The organism is Bacillus sp. SRB_331 (assembly GCF_003264175.1).
Classification (GTDB): Bacteria; Bacillota; Bacilli; order Bacillales; family Bacillaceae_G; genus Bacillus_A; species Bacillus_A mycoides.
In genome coordinates, this window is record NZ_NADV01000018.1 from 1 (window position 1) to 16,471 (window position 16,471).

At 32.6% G+C, this 16,471-nt stretch carries 13 protein-coding genes and 2 pseudogenes; 10 read left to right on the forward strand and 5 right to left on the reverse strand.

The window, feature by feature from the left end:
- Nucleotides 1–248: 248 nt before the first annotated feature.
- Complete coding sequence (locus B5P42_RS12835; protein WP_113734338.1) at nucleotides 249–1,505, reverse strand: ATP-binding protein; 1,257 nt, start codon at nucleotides 1,503–1,505, stop codon at nucleotides 249–251.
- Between the two features lie 1,099 nt (nucleotides 1,506–2,604).
- On the opposite strand from B5P42_RS12835, the gene B5P42_RS12840 reads away from it, so the two are divergent.
- Entirely contained in the window at nucleotides 2,605–5,823 is a 3,219-nt protein-coding gene (locus B5P42_RS12840) for a VaFE repeat-containing surface-anchored protein (protein WP_483295818.1), read from the forward strand.
- A gap of 468 nt (nucleotides 5,824–6,291) precedes the next feature.
- Here the strand turns inward: B5P42_RS12840 and B5P42_RS12845 are convergent, their stop codons facing one another.
- Nucleotides 6,292–6,546: a SunI/YnzG family protein gene (locus tag B5P42_RS12845; protein ID WP_002035246.1), complete on the reverse strand. Its 255-nt coding sequence runs from the start codon at nucleotides 6,544–6,546 to the stop codon at nucleotides 6,292–6,294.
- Between the two features lie 244 nt (nucleotides 6,547–6,790).
- Between B5P42_RS12845 and B5P42_RS12850 the strand changes: the two genes are divergently transcribed.
- Nucleotides 6,791–7,534 carry a M15 family metallopeptidase gene (locus B5P42_RS12850; protein WP_181458795.1) on the forward strand — a complete coding sequence of 248 codons (744 nt, stop codon included), beginning with the start codon at nucleotides 6,791–6,793 and terminating at the stop codon, nucleotides 7,532–7,534.
- A 1,400-nt stretch (nucleotides 7,535–8,934) separates the two neighbouring features.
- Here B5P42_RS12850 and B5P42_RS32625 read toward each other — a convergent pair.
- Complete coding sequence (locus tag B5P42_RS32625) at nucleotides 8,935–9,231, reverse strand: hypothetical protein (protein ID WP_113734341.1); 297 nt, start codon at nucleotides 9,229–9,231, stop codon at nucleotides 8,935–8,937.
- A gap of 129 nt (nucleotides 9,232–9,360) precedes the next feature.
- Between B5P42_RS32625 and B5P42_RS32630 the strand changes: the two are divergent.
- The 3 genes and pseudogenes from B5P42_RS32630 to B5P42_RS12865 form a co-directional block, all read left to right on the forward strand.
- Nucleotides 9,361–9,429 (forward strand): annotated as a pseudogene (locus B5P42_RS32630) (Holliday junction resolvase RecU); the annotation flags it as partial.
- A pseudogene (locus B5P42_RS12860) lies at nucleotides 9,422–9,781 on the forward strand (recombinase family protein); the annotation flags it as partial. The pseudogenes B5P42_RS32630 and B5P42_RS12860, both read left to right, overlap by 8 nt.
- Before the next feature lie 61 nt (nucleotides 9,782–9,842).
- Nucleotides 9,843–10,214 (forward strand): hypothetical protein, encoded by a 372-nt coding sequence (locus B5P42_RS12865; protein WP_113734342.1) that lies wholly within the window; start codon nucleotides 9,843–9,845, stop codon nucleotides 10,212–10,214.
- 68 nt (nucleotides 10,215–10,282) lie between these two features.
- On the opposite strand, the gene B5P42_RS12870 is transcribed toward B5P42_RS12865, so the two are convergent.
- Complete coding sequence (locus B5P42_RS12870) at nucleotides 10,283–10,489, reverse strand: hypothetical protein (RefSeq protein WP_000834521.1); 207 nt, start codon at nucleotides 10,487–10,489, stop codon at nucleotides 10,283–10,285.
- A gap of 530 nt (nucleotides 10,490–11,019) precedes the next feature.
- Between B5P42_RS12870 and sigI the strand changes: the two genes are divergently transcribed.
- From sigI to B5P42_RS12885, 3 genes are all read left to right on the forward strand, one after another.
- Nucleotides 11,020–11,742: an RNA polymerase sigma factor SigI gene (gene sigI / locus B5P42_RS12875; RefSeq protein WP_002128341.1), complete on the forward strand. Its 723-nt coding sequence runs from the start codon at nucleotides 11,020–11,022 to the stop codon at nucleotides 11,740–11,742.
- A complete protein-coding gene (locus B5P42_RS12880) occupies nucleotides 11,735–13,039 on the forward strand; it encodes an anti-sigma factor domain-containing protein (RefSeq protein ID WP_113734395.1) in 1,305 nt (434 codons plus the stop codon). Before sigI ends, B5P42_RS12880 begins: the two co-directional genes overlap by 8 nt.
- 184 nt (nucleotides 13,040–13,223) lie before the next feature.
- Entirely contained in the window at nucleotides 13,224–13,490 is a 267-nt protein-coding gene (locus tag B5P42_RS12885) for an ArsR/SmtB family transcription factor (RefSeq protein ID WP_113734343.1), read from the forward strand.
- 247 nt (nucleotides 13,491–13,737) lie between these two features.
- On the opposite strand, the gene B5P42_RS12890 is transcribed toward B5P42_RS12885, so the two are convergent.
- Entirely contained in the window at nucleotides 13,738–14,061 is a 324-nt protein-coding gene (locus tag B5P42_RS12890) for a winged helix-turn-helix transcriptional regulator (RefSeq protein ID WP_012261317.1), read from the reverse strand.
- A 124-nt stretch (nucleotides 14,062–14,185) separates the two neighbouring features.
- Between B5P42_RS12890 and B5P42_RS12895 the strand changes: the two genes are divergently transcribed.
- Together B5P42_RS12895 and B5P42_RS12900 are read left to right on the forward strand one after the other, a co-directional pair.
- The gene (locus B5P42_RS12895; protein ID WP_012261316.1) at nucleotides 14,186–14,719 is read left to right on the forward strand and encodes an NAD(P)H-dependent oxidoreductase; all 534 of its coding nucleotides are present in this window, start codon (nucleotides 14,186–14,188) and stop codon (nucleotides 14,717–14,719) included.
- 211 nt (nucleotides 14,720–14,930) lie between these two features.
- A complete protein-coding gene (locus tag B5P42_RS12900) occupies nucleotides 14,931–16,433 on the forward strand; it encodes a class I adenylate-forming enzyme family protein (protein WP_113734344.1) in 1,503 nt (500 codons plus the stop codon).
- Nucleotides 16,434–16,471: the final 38 nt, after the last annotated feature.

Here is a 16,471-nt window from a genome sequence, read left to right on the forward strand (position 1 = left end):
TTTACAAAGGGTACAGATTACAAAAGTACAGCTGCTTTTTTCTTGAAAACATTATTATGCAAATAGCATACTTAACGTAAACTTGCGCTTAACGGTACTTGTGAATAAATTGTGAAATTGCTACTCTATGTTTCTAACTAACATTTTTGCACCAGAACCATATAAAAAGATGACGAATAGTTACGTCTTCTTTTTATATGGTTATATTAGTTACAAAATAATATCATTTAAATAAATCTTCTATTATATTAGCAGGGGATAGTGATAGAAAAGTGTGTTCCTTTTCCTAGTTCACTTTCTATCTCTATATCTCCGTTTAATTCTTTAATAATACTGTACGCAATCATAGTACCAAGGCCAGTACCTTTTTCTGTTGTTGAATAAAATGGCAAGGCAATACGTTTTATTTGTTGGGAAGACATTCCTATTCCTGTATCAATAATATCAATTACAATATTATCTTTTATTTTTTGTATATTTATTTGTAATACGCCACCATTTTTCATAGCCTCAATTCCATTTTGTATGATGTTGGTTAGACATATTTTTAATTTTTCAGTATTAGCATTTATGTAAAGGGAATCTGTTGTAATATGCTGTTTTATTTCAACATTATATGAAAGAGCGAGTGGTGAAATATTATCTTTCACTTGATTTAATATGTAATTAATATCTAGTTCCTCTTTTATAATGTTTTGTGGTTTGGTTAAAGATAAATAGTTATTAATAGTAGATTGTATTTGCTGCATTTCAAGTAACATAATTTCTAAGTACTTATCTTGAGACATCTTAGCACTCTCATCTTCATTTAGTAATTGAGTGAATCCACGTACCGTGGTCAGTGGATTATGAATTTCATGCGCGATCGATGCAGCTAGTTCGCTAGCTATATAAAATTTTTCTGCTCTTTGCATTCTTTCTTTTATTTTATATTTCTCGATCATTCCTTCTATTAAATAAACTGATAATAATACTGTGAAAATATTTATGATTATATAATTGAATAAATATTCAATGAGAGTAGAGTCAATTTTACCACCTGTATTTATTTGCGTTACAATACCGCAGATAGAAAGGGAAGTTGTACATATCAAAATAAGTAGAATACTTAATAATATCTTCTTTTCCTTGAAATAAGTAGGTGACAAGTAACGAAACATGATTGTAATAACAGAAATAATAGTAAAGATAATAAATGATGGGAAGACTCCGCTTCCACCTAAGTAAAACCTATAAGAAAGATATAAAACTCCAATACAAATAATGCTCTTTGTATTTCCATATAGAAAAACTAATATAATGGGAATAAAACGTAAATCATAAATGAACCCAGCGTGTAAATGAAAAGGAAAAGTCATACAAAAAATAATTGTAATGGAGGAAAGTACAGAAATTAATATATTATTACATGCCATTTTTTCTTTATGTTCTAGCCAAAATACTTGGTAACTAAGGATACAAATAATAATAATAAATGTATTTAATAATAGTGTAGGAATTCCCATAGTTTATACCTCTCTGAGAGTTTGTAAGTAGGATTATGTATGTGTTTAATCTAGGTGTTTGATTTTATTAGATTTTCTATCTTTAAAAAAGAAAAGGAAGGGCACTTGAAAAAGTGCTTTTTTACTATTTATATTAAAATCGATGAGGAAGATAGAAATAAAAAGTTACTTTTACTTATGAACAAAAAAATTGAAAGTAGCCCTTGTATAGGTAAAAGATGAAGTAAATTACTGAAATAGTTACGTTTCTCTGGAGTGAATATTCCGAAAAAACATTGTGTATGGCGAAATCCATTTTATAACCTTCGCCATATTAACATGTAACTTATTAAATTACAAAGAAAAAATTAAAAATTATTATTTTTAATTTTTTCTTTGTAATTTTAATTTATTTAAAAACGTAAAAGTATTCAAGAGGTTACCATTGAGATGCTAGTCTACTTAGACCAATATTCGAACTTCATAATAACGTTGTTACTTTTTTACTAATATTCTTAATACTAATTTTAGTATAATTAATTGAAAGTTCCGATAAATATCTACGTACCCCTTTTTTTATATCATTTTATATTAAATACAATGATATTTATTGTCACATAATAATGCAAATTTCCAGTAAACTAATAGAAAAAATCCTATAAAAACATAATTTACTATCTTTTATATAAACATTGCAGGTGTAAATGCAATAAAATTTCATTATTAATACATATATTCAATCTGAAAATATCTGTTTACATATTAAAATATCTTTGTAGTGGTCCTTCATGCCAAGAATCGTTTCCGTACTCCAACTACCGTTATTCTAGTATTTTACCAAGTTTCTTATTTTGTTAAGGTATCCTAATATTGTTACTTTCGTGAAATGAAATGTTTTAATATTATAATTTATAGTGGATATTGAGAAAATAAATAATTTGTAAAAATAATATAATATTTGTAACTTTATGTCTTATAATATGAAATATCTTCGTTGTGATTATTTTAAATATTTGAATAATACATCGGATTCATTTTATCTAGGGAGGTTTTAAAATTTGGGAGAAGAGTTGTTAAAAGAGTTTTTGCATTATTATCAGTACTAGCATTATTCTTTAATGTGTTTCTACCGAAGGCAAATGCGGAGGTTATGACGCATGAAAAGTATTCAATGAACTGGAGTTATAGCAACAGTTTAGGTAAGTACATTCGAACTGAAATTATTAAAAATTCAAGCGGTCAAATTGCTTATTGTTTAACTCTTGGCTTAAAATCACCAAATGGTGAAGATCTTCCTGAAATGGGGAAAACAGATAATGTAGTATATAGGGTTCTATTAAATGGTTTCCCACAAAAAAGTATAGAACAACTGGGAGTAGCTAATAAGAATGAAGCACATTATGCAACTCAGCTTGCGGTTTGGAATGCAATAGGTCAACTTGATGTAAATGAATTAAAGCATGAAAATAAAAATGTTGAAAAAGCGGCTAAGACAATTATTAATGCTGCAAATAAAAGTGAAGATACTCAAGATATTTTTATGAATGTGATTCCTGCTGAAAAGCAAAAGGCAGAATTAAAGGGTGAGTTTTTTGAAACAAACCTATACACAGTACAAACAAATGCTAAGAGTGGTTCTTATAAAGTAGTAGCGAAAAATGCACCTAATGGAGTTAAAATTGTTAGTGAAAATGGAGAAGTGAAAGATCAGCTTTCAGTTGGGGAAAAAATCCGTATCCAAATTCCTAAAGATACAAAAACAGGTGAATTTAATCTAAGTGTTGCTGCAAATTTAACTAAAGTTCAAGCAATTGCTTATCGCGGTACTGATACTGTTCAGAATGCTACAGTGCTACTAGAAAGAAATGAGGAAAAGCTTAGTAGTGACCTTGCAGTAAATTGGGAAGCTGCTGGTTCTTTAAAAATTAAAAAGGTTGGGGAAAATGGAGAAGTATTAGCTGGTGCAGTATTTGAAGTCTTTAATGCAAATAATGAATCAGTTGGAAAAATCACGACGGGTGCTGATGGTACTGCAGAATTAAATAACCTACCAATTGGTACCTACACAGTAAAAGAAATTAAAGCACCAACAGGTTATGTTTCAGGTGATAAACCACAAACTATTGAAGTTAAGACAGGGGAAATAGGAGCTGTTCAAGTAGTAAACAACAAAGTAAAAGGTAACATCGAAATAAAAAAACTTAGTGATTCAGGTAAGATGTTACCTAATGTTGAATTCACGGTCTTTACTGAAGATGGAAAAGAAGTGAAAAAAGTAGTAACAAAAGAAAATGGAATTGCAAATGTTGATGGTCTTACGTATGGTAAATATTATTTCTTAGAGACAAAAACACCTAATGGATATATTGGAAATAAAACAAAGTATCCTTTTGAAATTAAAGAGCACAATAAAACACTTACTTTTACAGTGGAAAATACAGAAGTGAAAGGTAGTGTGAAATTACTAAAAGTAGATAATGAAGATATCAGTAAAAAATTAGAAGGTGCAGTATTCGAGTTAAAAGATGCAAGCGGGAAAGTAATTGGGGAATATAAGACAGATAAAAATGGTGAAGTTAACGTCAAAGATTTAGCGTATGGTAAATATTCATTTGTAGAAAAGGCTTCTCCAAATGGTTACGTTCTTATTACAGAACCAATTGTGTTCGAAATAAAGGAACACGGAAAAATTATTGAGTTATTAGCAGTTAATCATCTTATCAAAGGTGATCTAGAAATTACAAAAGTTGATGTAGCTGATGGAAACAATAAGCTTCCGAATGCAGAGTTTGCTATTTATAATGAAGCAGGAAAAGAAGTAGTTAAAGGGAAAACAGACGATAAAGGTATCGCGAAGTTTGAAAAGTTACCATTTGGAAAATACACATATAAAGAAACTGTTGCACCAAAAGGTTATGTATTGAATGAAGAAATATTCTCTTTTGAGATCAAAGAGAATGGTCAAATCATTAAACATATTGTCAAAGATGAAAAGATTCCATCAGTAAAAACAACAGCTACTGATAAAACCGATGGTACAAAAGAAATGCACACTTCTAAGTCTGTAACAATCCAAGATAAAGTGGAATACAAAGACCTACAAGTAGGTAAAGAGTACACTTTAAAAGGTAAATTAATGGATAAAGAGACTAATAAACCATTAGTTGTAAATGGTAAAGAAGTAACTGCTGAAACTAAGTTTACACCAAAAGAAGCAAACGGTTCTATTACACTAGATTTCACTTTTGATGCAACTGGTTTAGAAGAAAAAGAAGTAGTAGTATTCGAAGAGTTACTGAAAGACGGAAAAGTTGTTACTACACATGCTGATATCAATGATAAAGGTCAAACAGTTAAGTTCGTTAAGCCATCAGTAAAAACAACTGCTACAAACAAAGCTGATGGTGGAAAAGAGATTCATTCAAAGGATTCTATCACTATTCAAGATAAAGTAGAGTATACTAACTTAGTTGTTGGTAAAGAGTACACTGTAAAAGGTAAATTAATGAACAAAGCTATTAACAAACCATTATTAATTGATGGTAAAGAAATAACAGCAGAGACTAAGTTCATTGCAAAAGAAAAGAATGGTTTTGTAACATTAGACTTTACTTTCGTTGGTGCTGAACAGCAAGGAAGAGAAGTAGTTGTGTTTGAAGACTTATTGCATGAAGGTCAAGTAATTGCAACTCACACTGACATTAACGATGTAGGTCAAACAGTTCGATTTGTAGAGCCTTCTATTAAAACGACAGCTACAAACAAAGCTGATGGTTCTAAAGAGTTAGACGCTTCTAAATCTGTAACAATCCAAGATAAAGTGGAATACAAAGACTTAATCGTGGGTAAAGAGTACGTTGTAAAAGGCAAACTAATGGATAAAGCAACAAAAAACCCATTATTAGTTGATGATAAAGAAGTAACAGTAGAATCTAAGTTTACTGCAAAAGAAAAAAATGGTTCTATCACATTAGATTTCACATTTAATGCTTCTGCATTACAAGGTAAAGAAGTAGTAGTATTTGAAGAACTGTATCAAGATAATATCTTAGTAGCTATTCACGCTGAATTTGAAGATAAGGGACAAACAGTGAAATTCAAAGAGGTAAAACCGGAACAACCTAAACCAGAACAGCCGAATCAAGATAAAAATACTCCAACATCAGAGCAACCTAAAGAGCAAGTAAAAGAGCAACCACAACCTAAGAAAGAAATTCAATCTAAAATTGGATGGTTACCGCAAACAGGCGCTGACCTTACAAGTTGGATCTCTATGGCTGCAGGTGCATTATTGTTAATTGTTGGTGGAGTGATTTTCCTAAAACGTAAAAATGCATAAAAATTAAAAAATAATTTAGTCCTATTTACAGTATTTTAATCTATTTGCTTATTTTTGAGTTGTTGTAATAATTCCCTGTTTTCTTTTCCTTAGCCTCCAAAGTGTCAGCTTCTAAATTCACTGTGAGACAAAATCCCTTAGCTATTTCAAAAGGTCTCATAGAGAACTGGGGGATATAATGCTCTTTTTTTACAAACTGTGTTTTTTCTGCCGTGATAAAGCAACAAATCCTTTCCTGCTATCATTATAGAGATAATTTTATCAAAAAAAGAGAGCGTTATCTCTTCAATTTAGATAAATGGGACACAAAGTAGTATGGTGTGACAGAAGTGGCTTTGGCCTTACTGAAATGTTAAAGGGAATTTTCATTCATATAGATTGTTTTAAAAAAGATGCGAAGTCAATTCTATGACTTTGCACCTTTTTATTTCACTTGAACTTTGTTTAAGCGCGTTTATCTACTCATTGTTACGCGTGAATTGCGTTTAAAATCGACACTTTATTCGTAGTAAATAATACATAATTTTGTTTTACAGTTCTAATTAATATACGATCAGTTGTCCCATATGCTGTTCCGATACGGATTGCACTTGGTTCTTCAACACCCGCATAGGTAGCATCTTCGGTAACCTCAATCACATCACGTAATGGAATCGTGACCTCCGCAAATTGCCATGAAATAATTAACTCTTCTTTTGTTTTTTTGACATCAATACCTAGCATTATACCAAGACCTTTCTATAATAGAATGCTACACTTCTTATCTTATTATACAAATTTTTAGATTATTTTTCTACATGTATGAATAGAGCTGATATTTTAAGGGTGCCAAAAGAAAGGGAAGATATACTATCAATCTATTAAGGAATACGTTATGAAGAAAAGTTCACAGGGAATTAATATGGATTTGATATGGTTGAAGTATGATGAATGAGTAACAGTAGGAGTTGCAGGAAGGAAATGAATGATGAGACTTAAATTAGTAGGAACCTTAACTTGTATAGTAGTAATGCTAGGTATCTTTATCATTTACACCAATATATCTATTGGTAAAGAACCATATAAGACAAACCATGAAACTAGTGAAAACTCCATAAATAAAGAAAAAAATAGTAAGCAAAATGGGACTTCAAATAAGATAGCAAGTTCCTTTGCTAGTATACAGGCTGTAGTAAATAAGGAATATGGTTTACCCGAAGACTATATGCCAGAGGATTTAGTTGTACCAAATGTACCGTTCTCATTTAGTGGAACGGTAGAAAAGAGTCATCTTCGTAAAGAAGCAGCGGAAGCGTTAGAAAAACTATTCCTTTTAGCTAAGCAAGATGGGATCCAGTTGAATGCTGTTTCAGGATTTCGTTCCTATGAGTATCAAAAAGGTCTGTATGCCAACAATGTTAAAAAGAAAGGGCAAGAGCATACGGATCGCTTCTCTGCAAAGCCAGGGCATAGCGAACATCAAACAGGGTTAACGATGGATGTTTCTTCTAAAAGTGCGAACAATGAACTAGAGCTATCCTTTGCGAATACGGAGGAAGGAAAATGGCTGAAAGAAAACGCGCATCGTGCAGGGTTTATCATTCGTTATCCTAAGGGGAAGGAAAGTATTACGGGTTATGCATATGAACCTTGGCATATTCGCTATGTAGGAGATATTGCTGAAAATATATATAAGGAAAAACTGACTTTAGAAGAATATATGAATCTGTGAAAATAGAATTGAAGAGTTAAACTGTATTCATTGTTTATGAATGCTACTTTTTCTATTAAAAAGCCTAATTTCTCAATGTTTTGTAGAGAAATTAGGTTTTTTTCATCACTTCATTAGAGTTTTTTAGGCTTCGTTCGTTGGTATACTTCACACAATATTATAAAGGAAATAGAACTTACTGAAGATAACATATGAATGTTTTATAAATGTATCAAAAAAGTGAACAAAATCGTTATTTTGCACAACAAGGTAGTCAGCTTAATGAAATAACTGCTTGTAAAAAAAGAAGCCCTACAGGAAATATTACAGGGCTTCACCAAGTTGAGTTATGTCGTATTCACAAGGGATTTTAACATGATATTTGTGTTGAATAAACTGGTAAATCTGTCCAAGTAATTTGGAGCTATTTTATAAAAAAAGAGAAGCGCTTAATCAGGACGCTCCTCTTAATGCCAATACACAATAACTATCCCATTATACTGTATAAGCGTAAAATATTTAACAATTACCTTCATGGTAAATATTTCATTTTGTCTTAGTACCTTTAAATCACGAAAAAAGGTTCCGCTGTTTCCAACAGAACCTTTCCTAAAATGGCAAAGAGTAACTCTTACCTTACTCTTTGTTCATATACTACAGGAGTTTTAATGAAAATCCAAGGCTCCTTATATTGAGAAATAAAGAAGAATCATTCTAAAGAATCTTATCTTTGTTATAAATATAAGAGCAGTTAGCAAAAACTAACTGCTCAATACAAGGAGATACAGAGAAAACTAAATGGATTTTGGCATACAGCCTATCAACATTATGGACATAATATTGATTTTTATTCGAAGGAATTCATGTTTTACAAATCAGATTATGATAGTCGATATTCTCCATATTGACCAGAAAAGAATCAAGAATTCTAGTGAAATTCCAAGTGTTCTTTTCCTAGTTTTTTGAAATTCTTTTACTAAATAGCCAATAGCGCTAATTGCTATAAGAATGAAAAGAATAAGTTCTAGTGTAACTGGCATTTGATTTACTCCTAATCTTTTAATTTAATTTAGTATATAACGATTATAAGATATTTTTTTGTGGTTAGTGGTGAGAAATTAAACAAAACCATCTCTTTACGAAAAAAGGTCCTGTTGTCTCCAACAGAACCTCTCCTAAAATGGCAAAGAGTAACTCTTACCTTACTCTTTGTTCATATACTACAGGAGTTTTAATGAAAATCCAAGGCTCCTTATATTGAGAAATAAAGAAGAATCATTCTAAAGAATCTTATCTTTGTTATAAATATAAGAGCAGTTAGCAAAAACTAACTGCTCATCTCCAAGGGGGAACAAGGAGAAAAATCTAATGTCATCTATATTATTGACGGAATATTGAGTTTTACTCATAAAAAACTACGTTTAACTTAATGCATAACCCACAGTCAAAGTTAGTGTTAAAAACACTGATAATAACAATGTTAGTAAGACTGTTGCTACACTCCTAAGCATCGCAATCCAATTATTCATCTTAGAAAATCCTATAATGCCAGCAAAAAAAGTTCCTATTGTTAAAACTAGTAATATAAATAAAGGGTGAATGTGTAATGAATCCGTGAAAAATTTGAATAATTCAAGTGGAATTTCAAAATATAAACGGAATAGTCCAACGCAAATCAAAGAGCATATAAAGGACCATAGATTGAGGTTATGCTTCATAGCTTTCTCCTATGTTTTCAAAATAGTTTTACTCAATTTTAATGGGAAATGAAGGGAAAAGATAGAGGTTATAAATTAGAATCAATTTTTAAACAAAACAATCCTTTTAATAGAAAGCGAGGAATAACAATGGGACTCGGAAACCGTGGGATGGCATTTGAAATGCTTATCAATCTAGCGAATGAAATGTATCATAGAAACAATTAAAGAAAAAGGCGCTTCTATTAAGTCGTTAAAAGACAATTGGCTTGATACTACAAGCGATAATCCATACAGCACTTTCCTACTCACTGTAATGGCTGGTGTTAATCAGTTAGAACGTGACCTAATTCGAATGCGGCAACGAGAAGGTATTGAACTAGCTAAAGAGCGTGGTGTTTATAAAGGGCGCCCTAAGAAGTACGATGATGATAATCCTAATATGGAACATACTTTAGATCTGCTTGCAAACCGAAAGGAAAACAAGCTTACAGTAAAGAAGATATGTGAAGTTACAGGTGTAAGCCGCACGGTTCTTTATGAGAGAGCAAAAGAAAAGGGAGTTATGTAGATTTTAAAGCAGCGAATCCGCTGCTTTTTTATTTTATCAAATAAATTGTTTTTGAGTAGAAATGAAAATAGGGGTTTGCCTTAAACATTTATTATTAATCAAGAATATGAGTATAGAAACAGGCTTAAAATTTGTAATGGTGGAGGGGATTGTTGTGGACATAACTCAAAGTGTGGTAAGAATAGTGGTTAATGGGAAAGACCTTCCGTTCACTTCAGTTCAAACCTCTGCATGGAATCATGGACCTGTAAATGATTTAATCGTTTCGACGAATCAGAGAGTGAATGAGCTTTATCAATTCATGTGGTCACAAGTACCAGTTACGATCTCGGTGTATTTTCTTCAAGGGGCGGACTTAATGAGATTCGCTAGGATCGCTGGAATTAATGAACGTGTAACGGGAGAATATATATATCATTTCATTTGGGGATAAGAAGAATTCAAAGGAGCTTAACAGCTGCTTTTTTATTTTGCATAGAAAAAGGAACCATAATAGGCTCCTTAATTTGATTCAGAAGTTGTGTAGTTTTTCTTGATGATATCTTTTATGTTGATAATTAAGGATATAAGGAATCCAGCAGCTAGGATACCGTTTACCCAGTAATATGTATTCCCGGATGTAAATTTATTATAAAAGGAATCGATATTATAATACACTAAGCCTGCTGAAATGACGGTAGAGATTACTAACGTACCAAAACTTTTCATGACGCTGCCCTCCGATTCTGAAATTTTAGACTTTTAATACAATTGTACATTTAAATAAAAAGGTTTACAAAGGAATTACCATAAGGAGGAGTTATAACGAGTTTCTTCCAATTGATGGTTTTTATTTTTGAAAAAATAACTATTTTATAAAAAATATTTTTTTGACCCCCATAAAATTATTTGTTTCTTCGAATATATATAAGTAGAAGAAAACAGTAGAAGAAAACAAATGGAATAAAAAGCTAAAATTACCAAAAATATAGCGAAGAGTTATTCAAAGATTGCAGCTAAAATAGAAAAGAGCAAGAAGAACAAGTGGTATTGCAAAAGAAAACAAGAAAGTAATACAAAATACAGACTTCACTTTAGTACAAGTGGAAAAAATAGTCATATAAAAAGTCGGCCTCGAAAAATATGAGCACCAGCAAGAAGACAAGCCCAAAGAAAAGTACTAAGAAAATGTGGTTAAATGGTCACTTGTTTAGTGGCCATTTTGCTATTTGAAGCAGAAGGAGGCAGGGAGATTACTAGTGTTGAGTTTAGTAATGAAAATCTTAAAAAAAACGAAAATAGAAGATATCGTATTTAACATACAAAACAACGGAGGAGATAAGGAAGCTTTTATCGTACAGTATCAGCCGTTTATTAGAAAATCAATCTCGTCTGTCTGCCGCAGGTACATTACAGAACAGGATGATGAATATAGTATTGGATTGTTTGCGTTTAACGAAGCAATTGAACAGTATTCATATAAAAAAGGAAAATCTTTTCTAGCGTTTGCTGATCTTCTTATAAAAAGAGATGTAATTGACTATATACGCAAGGAGTCTAAGCATAATCTTGTCTTTTTAAAAGAAGATAAGCAAGAGGAAATATTAGAAATACAAGTATCGCTTACGGAGTATATGAAAGAGATGGAAAATAGTAACCGTAAGGAGGAAATTCTTCATTTTCAAAGTGTGCTAGCTGAGTTTAAAATCACATTTTCAGAGCTTGCTAAGGAATCCCCTAAGCATCGTGATACGCGTGAGCACTTAATAGAAATTGTAAAGATTATTATAAAAGACGAGAAAATGATGGAAGAGCTGTTCCGAAAGAAAAAGTTACCCCTTAAACATATTGAACCACGTGTTAGGGTAAGTCGTAAAACGTTGGAGCGACATCGAAAATACATTATTGCGATGTGTATTATCTTTGCAAACAACTATACATATATTCTGGATTATATAAGAGGGGAGAAGCATGATGAATAAAGGAATTGTGATGGATATAAAGAAACATAACGTAGTTGTTTTAACTCCAAATGGAGAGTTTATTACGTTTAAAAGAAAAGTACACTCTTACATGATTGGAGAGGAAATCTCGTTTAACGAACAAGAGCAAAGAGCACCGCGTTTTTCAATGCCACCTTTCTTAAAGCCTACAACAGTAATTGTTGCTGGTTTTCTATGCGTATTGCTGTTCTTCTACAATCAACCAGAAGAAAAAGTGTTTGCTTATGTCTCAGTTGATATAAATCCAAGTTTAGAGGTGAGCGTAACGGAAGATCTTCGTGTTATAGATTTGCGGGCTTGTAATGATGACGGAAGGCGTATTTTAAAAGAAATGAAAGGGTGGGAAAATAAGCATCTGCAAGATGTGATACGCACTATTATAAAGCAGAGTCAAGAGGATAAGTACTTAACGAATGATAAGCAAGTTATGCTAACAGCTGTTGCAAAGGACAAGTCGCTAGAACCACAGTTGGAAAAGGTTATGCAGGAATTAAAGAAAGAGTATGAGATAAAACATATTACAGTTGAATATCAAAGCAGTACGATGCAAATGCGGGAGGATGCCAAGAAAGCAGGGGTTGGAACGGGCGTTTATATAAAACAAGAGAATGAGAAGCAAAAATCGCTTACTCCACCTGCACCTCCGTCTAATCAAGAACAACAAAAGTCATCTTCTGATGCATCATCGGACGCATCTCCTGTAAAAGAAGAAAGCAACGAGAAGAAAGAGCATATAGAACAAAAGCAATCTAATGAACAACAACCGAAGCAAATAAAAGAAAATAATGGGAATCAGCAAGAGAACAACGGAAGAGGATCACAAGGAAATAATGGAAATGGGCAAGGAAACAACGGCAGAGGGTCACAAGGAAATAATGGAAATGGGCAAGGAAACAACGGCAGAGGATCACAAGGAAATAATGGAAATGGGCAAGGAAACAACGGAAGAGAGTCACAGGGGAATAATGGAAATGGGCAAGGGAACAACGGAAGAGGGTCCCAAGGAAATAATGGAAACCAGCAAGGGAACAACGGAAGAGAATCGCAAGGGAATAATGGGCATCAGCAAGAGAATAACGGAAGAGAATCGCAAGGGAATAATGGAAATGGTCAAGGGAACAACGGAAGAGAATCGCAAGGGAATAATGGGAATCAGCAAGGGAACAACGGCAGAGGGTCCCAAGGAAATAATGGGAATCAGCAAGAGAACAACGGTAGAGGGTCCCAAGGGAATAATGGACATCAGCAAGAGAACAATGGCAGAGGGTCTCAGTAAGGAAAGCTCCTACCACATAATATTTAGTGAAAGAAAAATCTATAGAATATTGAACGGAGGGGAGATTCCTTCCATCTGAAGATATTTTTTAACATTTTTTTAAAATGACGGACATAAAATCGTATATCCTTTCGAATTATATATATGGATATCATTAATGTTTATATAAAAGGGGAGAAAAAATATGAAAGAAATGTATGAAGAAATCACTGAAGTATTGAAGGTATTAGCACATCCTGTCCGTTTATCATTAGTAAAAATAATGCTTGCAAAAGGTCCTATTAACGTAACGACAATGTATGAAACATTACAAATGCCTCAAAGTACAATTAGTCAACATTTATCTAAACTAAAAGCTACAAAGGTCGTTACAGGTACTCGGAAAGGGTTAGAAATTTTTTATGAAGTAACAGATAATCGTACAAAAGCGATATTATTAAGCTTGGCTTAAAGGGTAACTGTTTAGATTTCAAAATTAAGTAAGCAATTCAGCGACTATAATTTTCTTATTAACATTAGTCGTATGTGTTGTTGTTTTTAATTTGTTTAATACATTTCTTTATTAGGGTCTTGCCGTATCACTATCAAGCTAAAGTTTAAATGGATTATAAAAATGAAAGTTTTCTTATTAGGGTCTTTTTGTTAGCTTGATAGTGATGTGCCATTCCCACTAGTATGTAAAGAATTTGGTAGTTTTTTTAGTCATTTAATCTTTTGATCTGATGGTCTTTTCCCCATTCAAATAGTTCATCCATAATTTGCATTAAAGATTTTCCATGTTCGCTTATTGTGTACTCAACCTTTGGTGGTACTTCTTGATATACAGTACGATGGATAATCCCATCAGCCTCAAGTTGCCGAAGTTGCTGTGTGAGAACTTTTTGTGTAATGTTTGGAATTTCTCGTTTTATTTCATTTGTTCGCATTTTTCCATCCGCCAAAACACATAAAATATGAATTTTCCATTTTCCACCGATCACGTCGAGTGTCGTTGCGATTGGGCAATTATCATTTTGATTCATATAACACCTCCAAAGGTACTTTAAGGTTCCTATAGCACTTTAAAGTACGTACTTTTCAATTATATGTGACTCATTCATACTAATACTAAAGCGTTTGAATTATTTATAAGGGGGAAGAAAATATATGAAAACACTTGTAATTGTAGCACATCCTGATATTGAAAAGTCTCGAATTAATAAAAGATGGGTAGAAGAACTTGAGAAATATCCAGATGAAATAACGGTGCATGAATTATATAAAGTGGCACCAAATTGGGAATTTAATATTGAAGAAGAACAAAAGCTGTTAGTAGAGCACGACCGATATATATTTCAATTTCCACTCTACTGGTATAGCTCACCACCATTATTAAAAAAATGGTTCGATGATGTATTAACATATGGATTTGCCTACGGATCAAAAGGGGATAAAGTGAAGGGGAAAGAATTTGGTTTAGCTATTTCTATGGGTGGCTTAGAAAAAGACTATAAAAATAGTGGAATTACAATGGATGAATTAACGAAACCATTCCACGCTACGAGCTTATATACAGGAATGGAATTTATACCATCATTTTATTTATATGGTGCGGAATATGAAATCAGTGATGAAGAGATTGACAAAAGTGCACCTGAGTATGTGAAATATGTGATGAATAAGGAGTTTTCTAATATATAAGGAGAAATAGCCATTTACTTGTTAAGTAGATGGCTATTTTTGTTTATCCCGCATTAACCGCCCGTAAGGTGTGGACTAATAATCAGTGGGGATGAACACCCCACATCGACTAAAGATTCACTTCATTTAAATTCACTAAGTTTAATCTTTAGTAAATTAATAATTAATCTGGTAAAATAAAAACCCTAACATATATAAAGGGGAGTTTTACTTGAGAACGATGCGACAATTATTACAAAAAAGAGCAATGCAGTCACCAAATTTGGAAGCGCTTATCGGTGGAGAGAAAAGGTATTCGTTTCAGCAGTATAATGAACGAGTAAATCAGCTTGCACATTATTTGTTACATACCGGTGTGAAAAGAGGGGATCGTATAGGAATTCTATGCAAAAATAATCATCCGTTTCCAAGCGTTATGATGGCAAGCTTAAAAATTGGAGCGGTATTTATTCCGCTTAATCATCAGCTTACTGCTTATGAATTAGAATCGATTGTAAAAGAAGCGAGATTAAAAGTATTAGTTATTGATGATGAATTTAGTGAAGTTGTATTAAAGATTAATGCAGTTAAAGAAATTCCTTATGTAATTGAGACGACAAAAGAAGGATTTGGCTCATTTGAATTAAAATTAAAGGAACAGCCAATAACAGATCCGAATGTGGAAGTTCATGAAGATGATGATGCCATTTACTTATTTACTTCAGGAACGACTGGACAGGCAAAAGCATGTGTAATTGGTCATAAAAACTTACATCATTATTTTACTGAAATTGCGGGGCAAAGAGAAATTCCAGCAGGTGAACGCTTTTTATCAGTGCACCCATTGTTTCATATGAGTGGCGTGCTTTCTATTTTAAATTGTATTTATCATGGCATTACGATGGTCTTTTTAGCTGATTCGAATCCTACTCTTATTTGGGATAAGATTGAAGAAGAGAAAATTACTACAATGCTTGCGTTCCCAGCTGTTTATAGTTACATGCTTGATGAATTAGATAAAAAAGAGCGCAACATTTCGGCCTTTAAAGTAGCGCAAAGTGGTGGTACAAAGGTGCCAGAAACACTCATTCAAAAATATATGGAAAAAGGTATTTATATGGTGCAAGGTTATGGGAGTACAGAAGGTTGGGTAGTAACTTCTTGGCATCCAAATATGGGAAAAGAAAAAATGTCTTCTGTAGGGAAAACTTTGAAACATGTAGAGCTGAAAATTGTTCATCCAGAAACAGGTGATGAGCTAACAACAAATGAAGTTGGAGAGATCCACGTAAGAAGCCCGTACATGTTTAAAGGATATTGGAATAATGAAATGGCGACAAAGAAGGTAGTAAAAGATAATTGGTTTAACATGGGTGATGCCGGTATGATAGATGATGATGGGTTTCTACATATTATGGGAAGATATAAAGACGTTATCGTACGCGGTGGTGACAACGTATATCCAGATCAAGTAGAAGATGTAATTCATGAAATAAATGGTGTTTTAGAAGTTGCAGTAGTTGGGATTCCAAATGACTTTTGGGGGGAGGTTCCAACAGCTTACATTGTAAAGGATATTCAAACGTCTTTAACAGAAGAAGAGATTATTCAGCATTGTAAAGAAAAACTAGCAAGCTATAAAATACCAGAAGTTGTATTTATGGACGAATTACCGAAAAACGCTTTAGGGAAAGTGTTGAAGAGGGAATTAAGGGATGTTTTTCTTGTGAAATAAAAGGTTATTAAATAATGAAGAATCCAGTTATGTAAAAA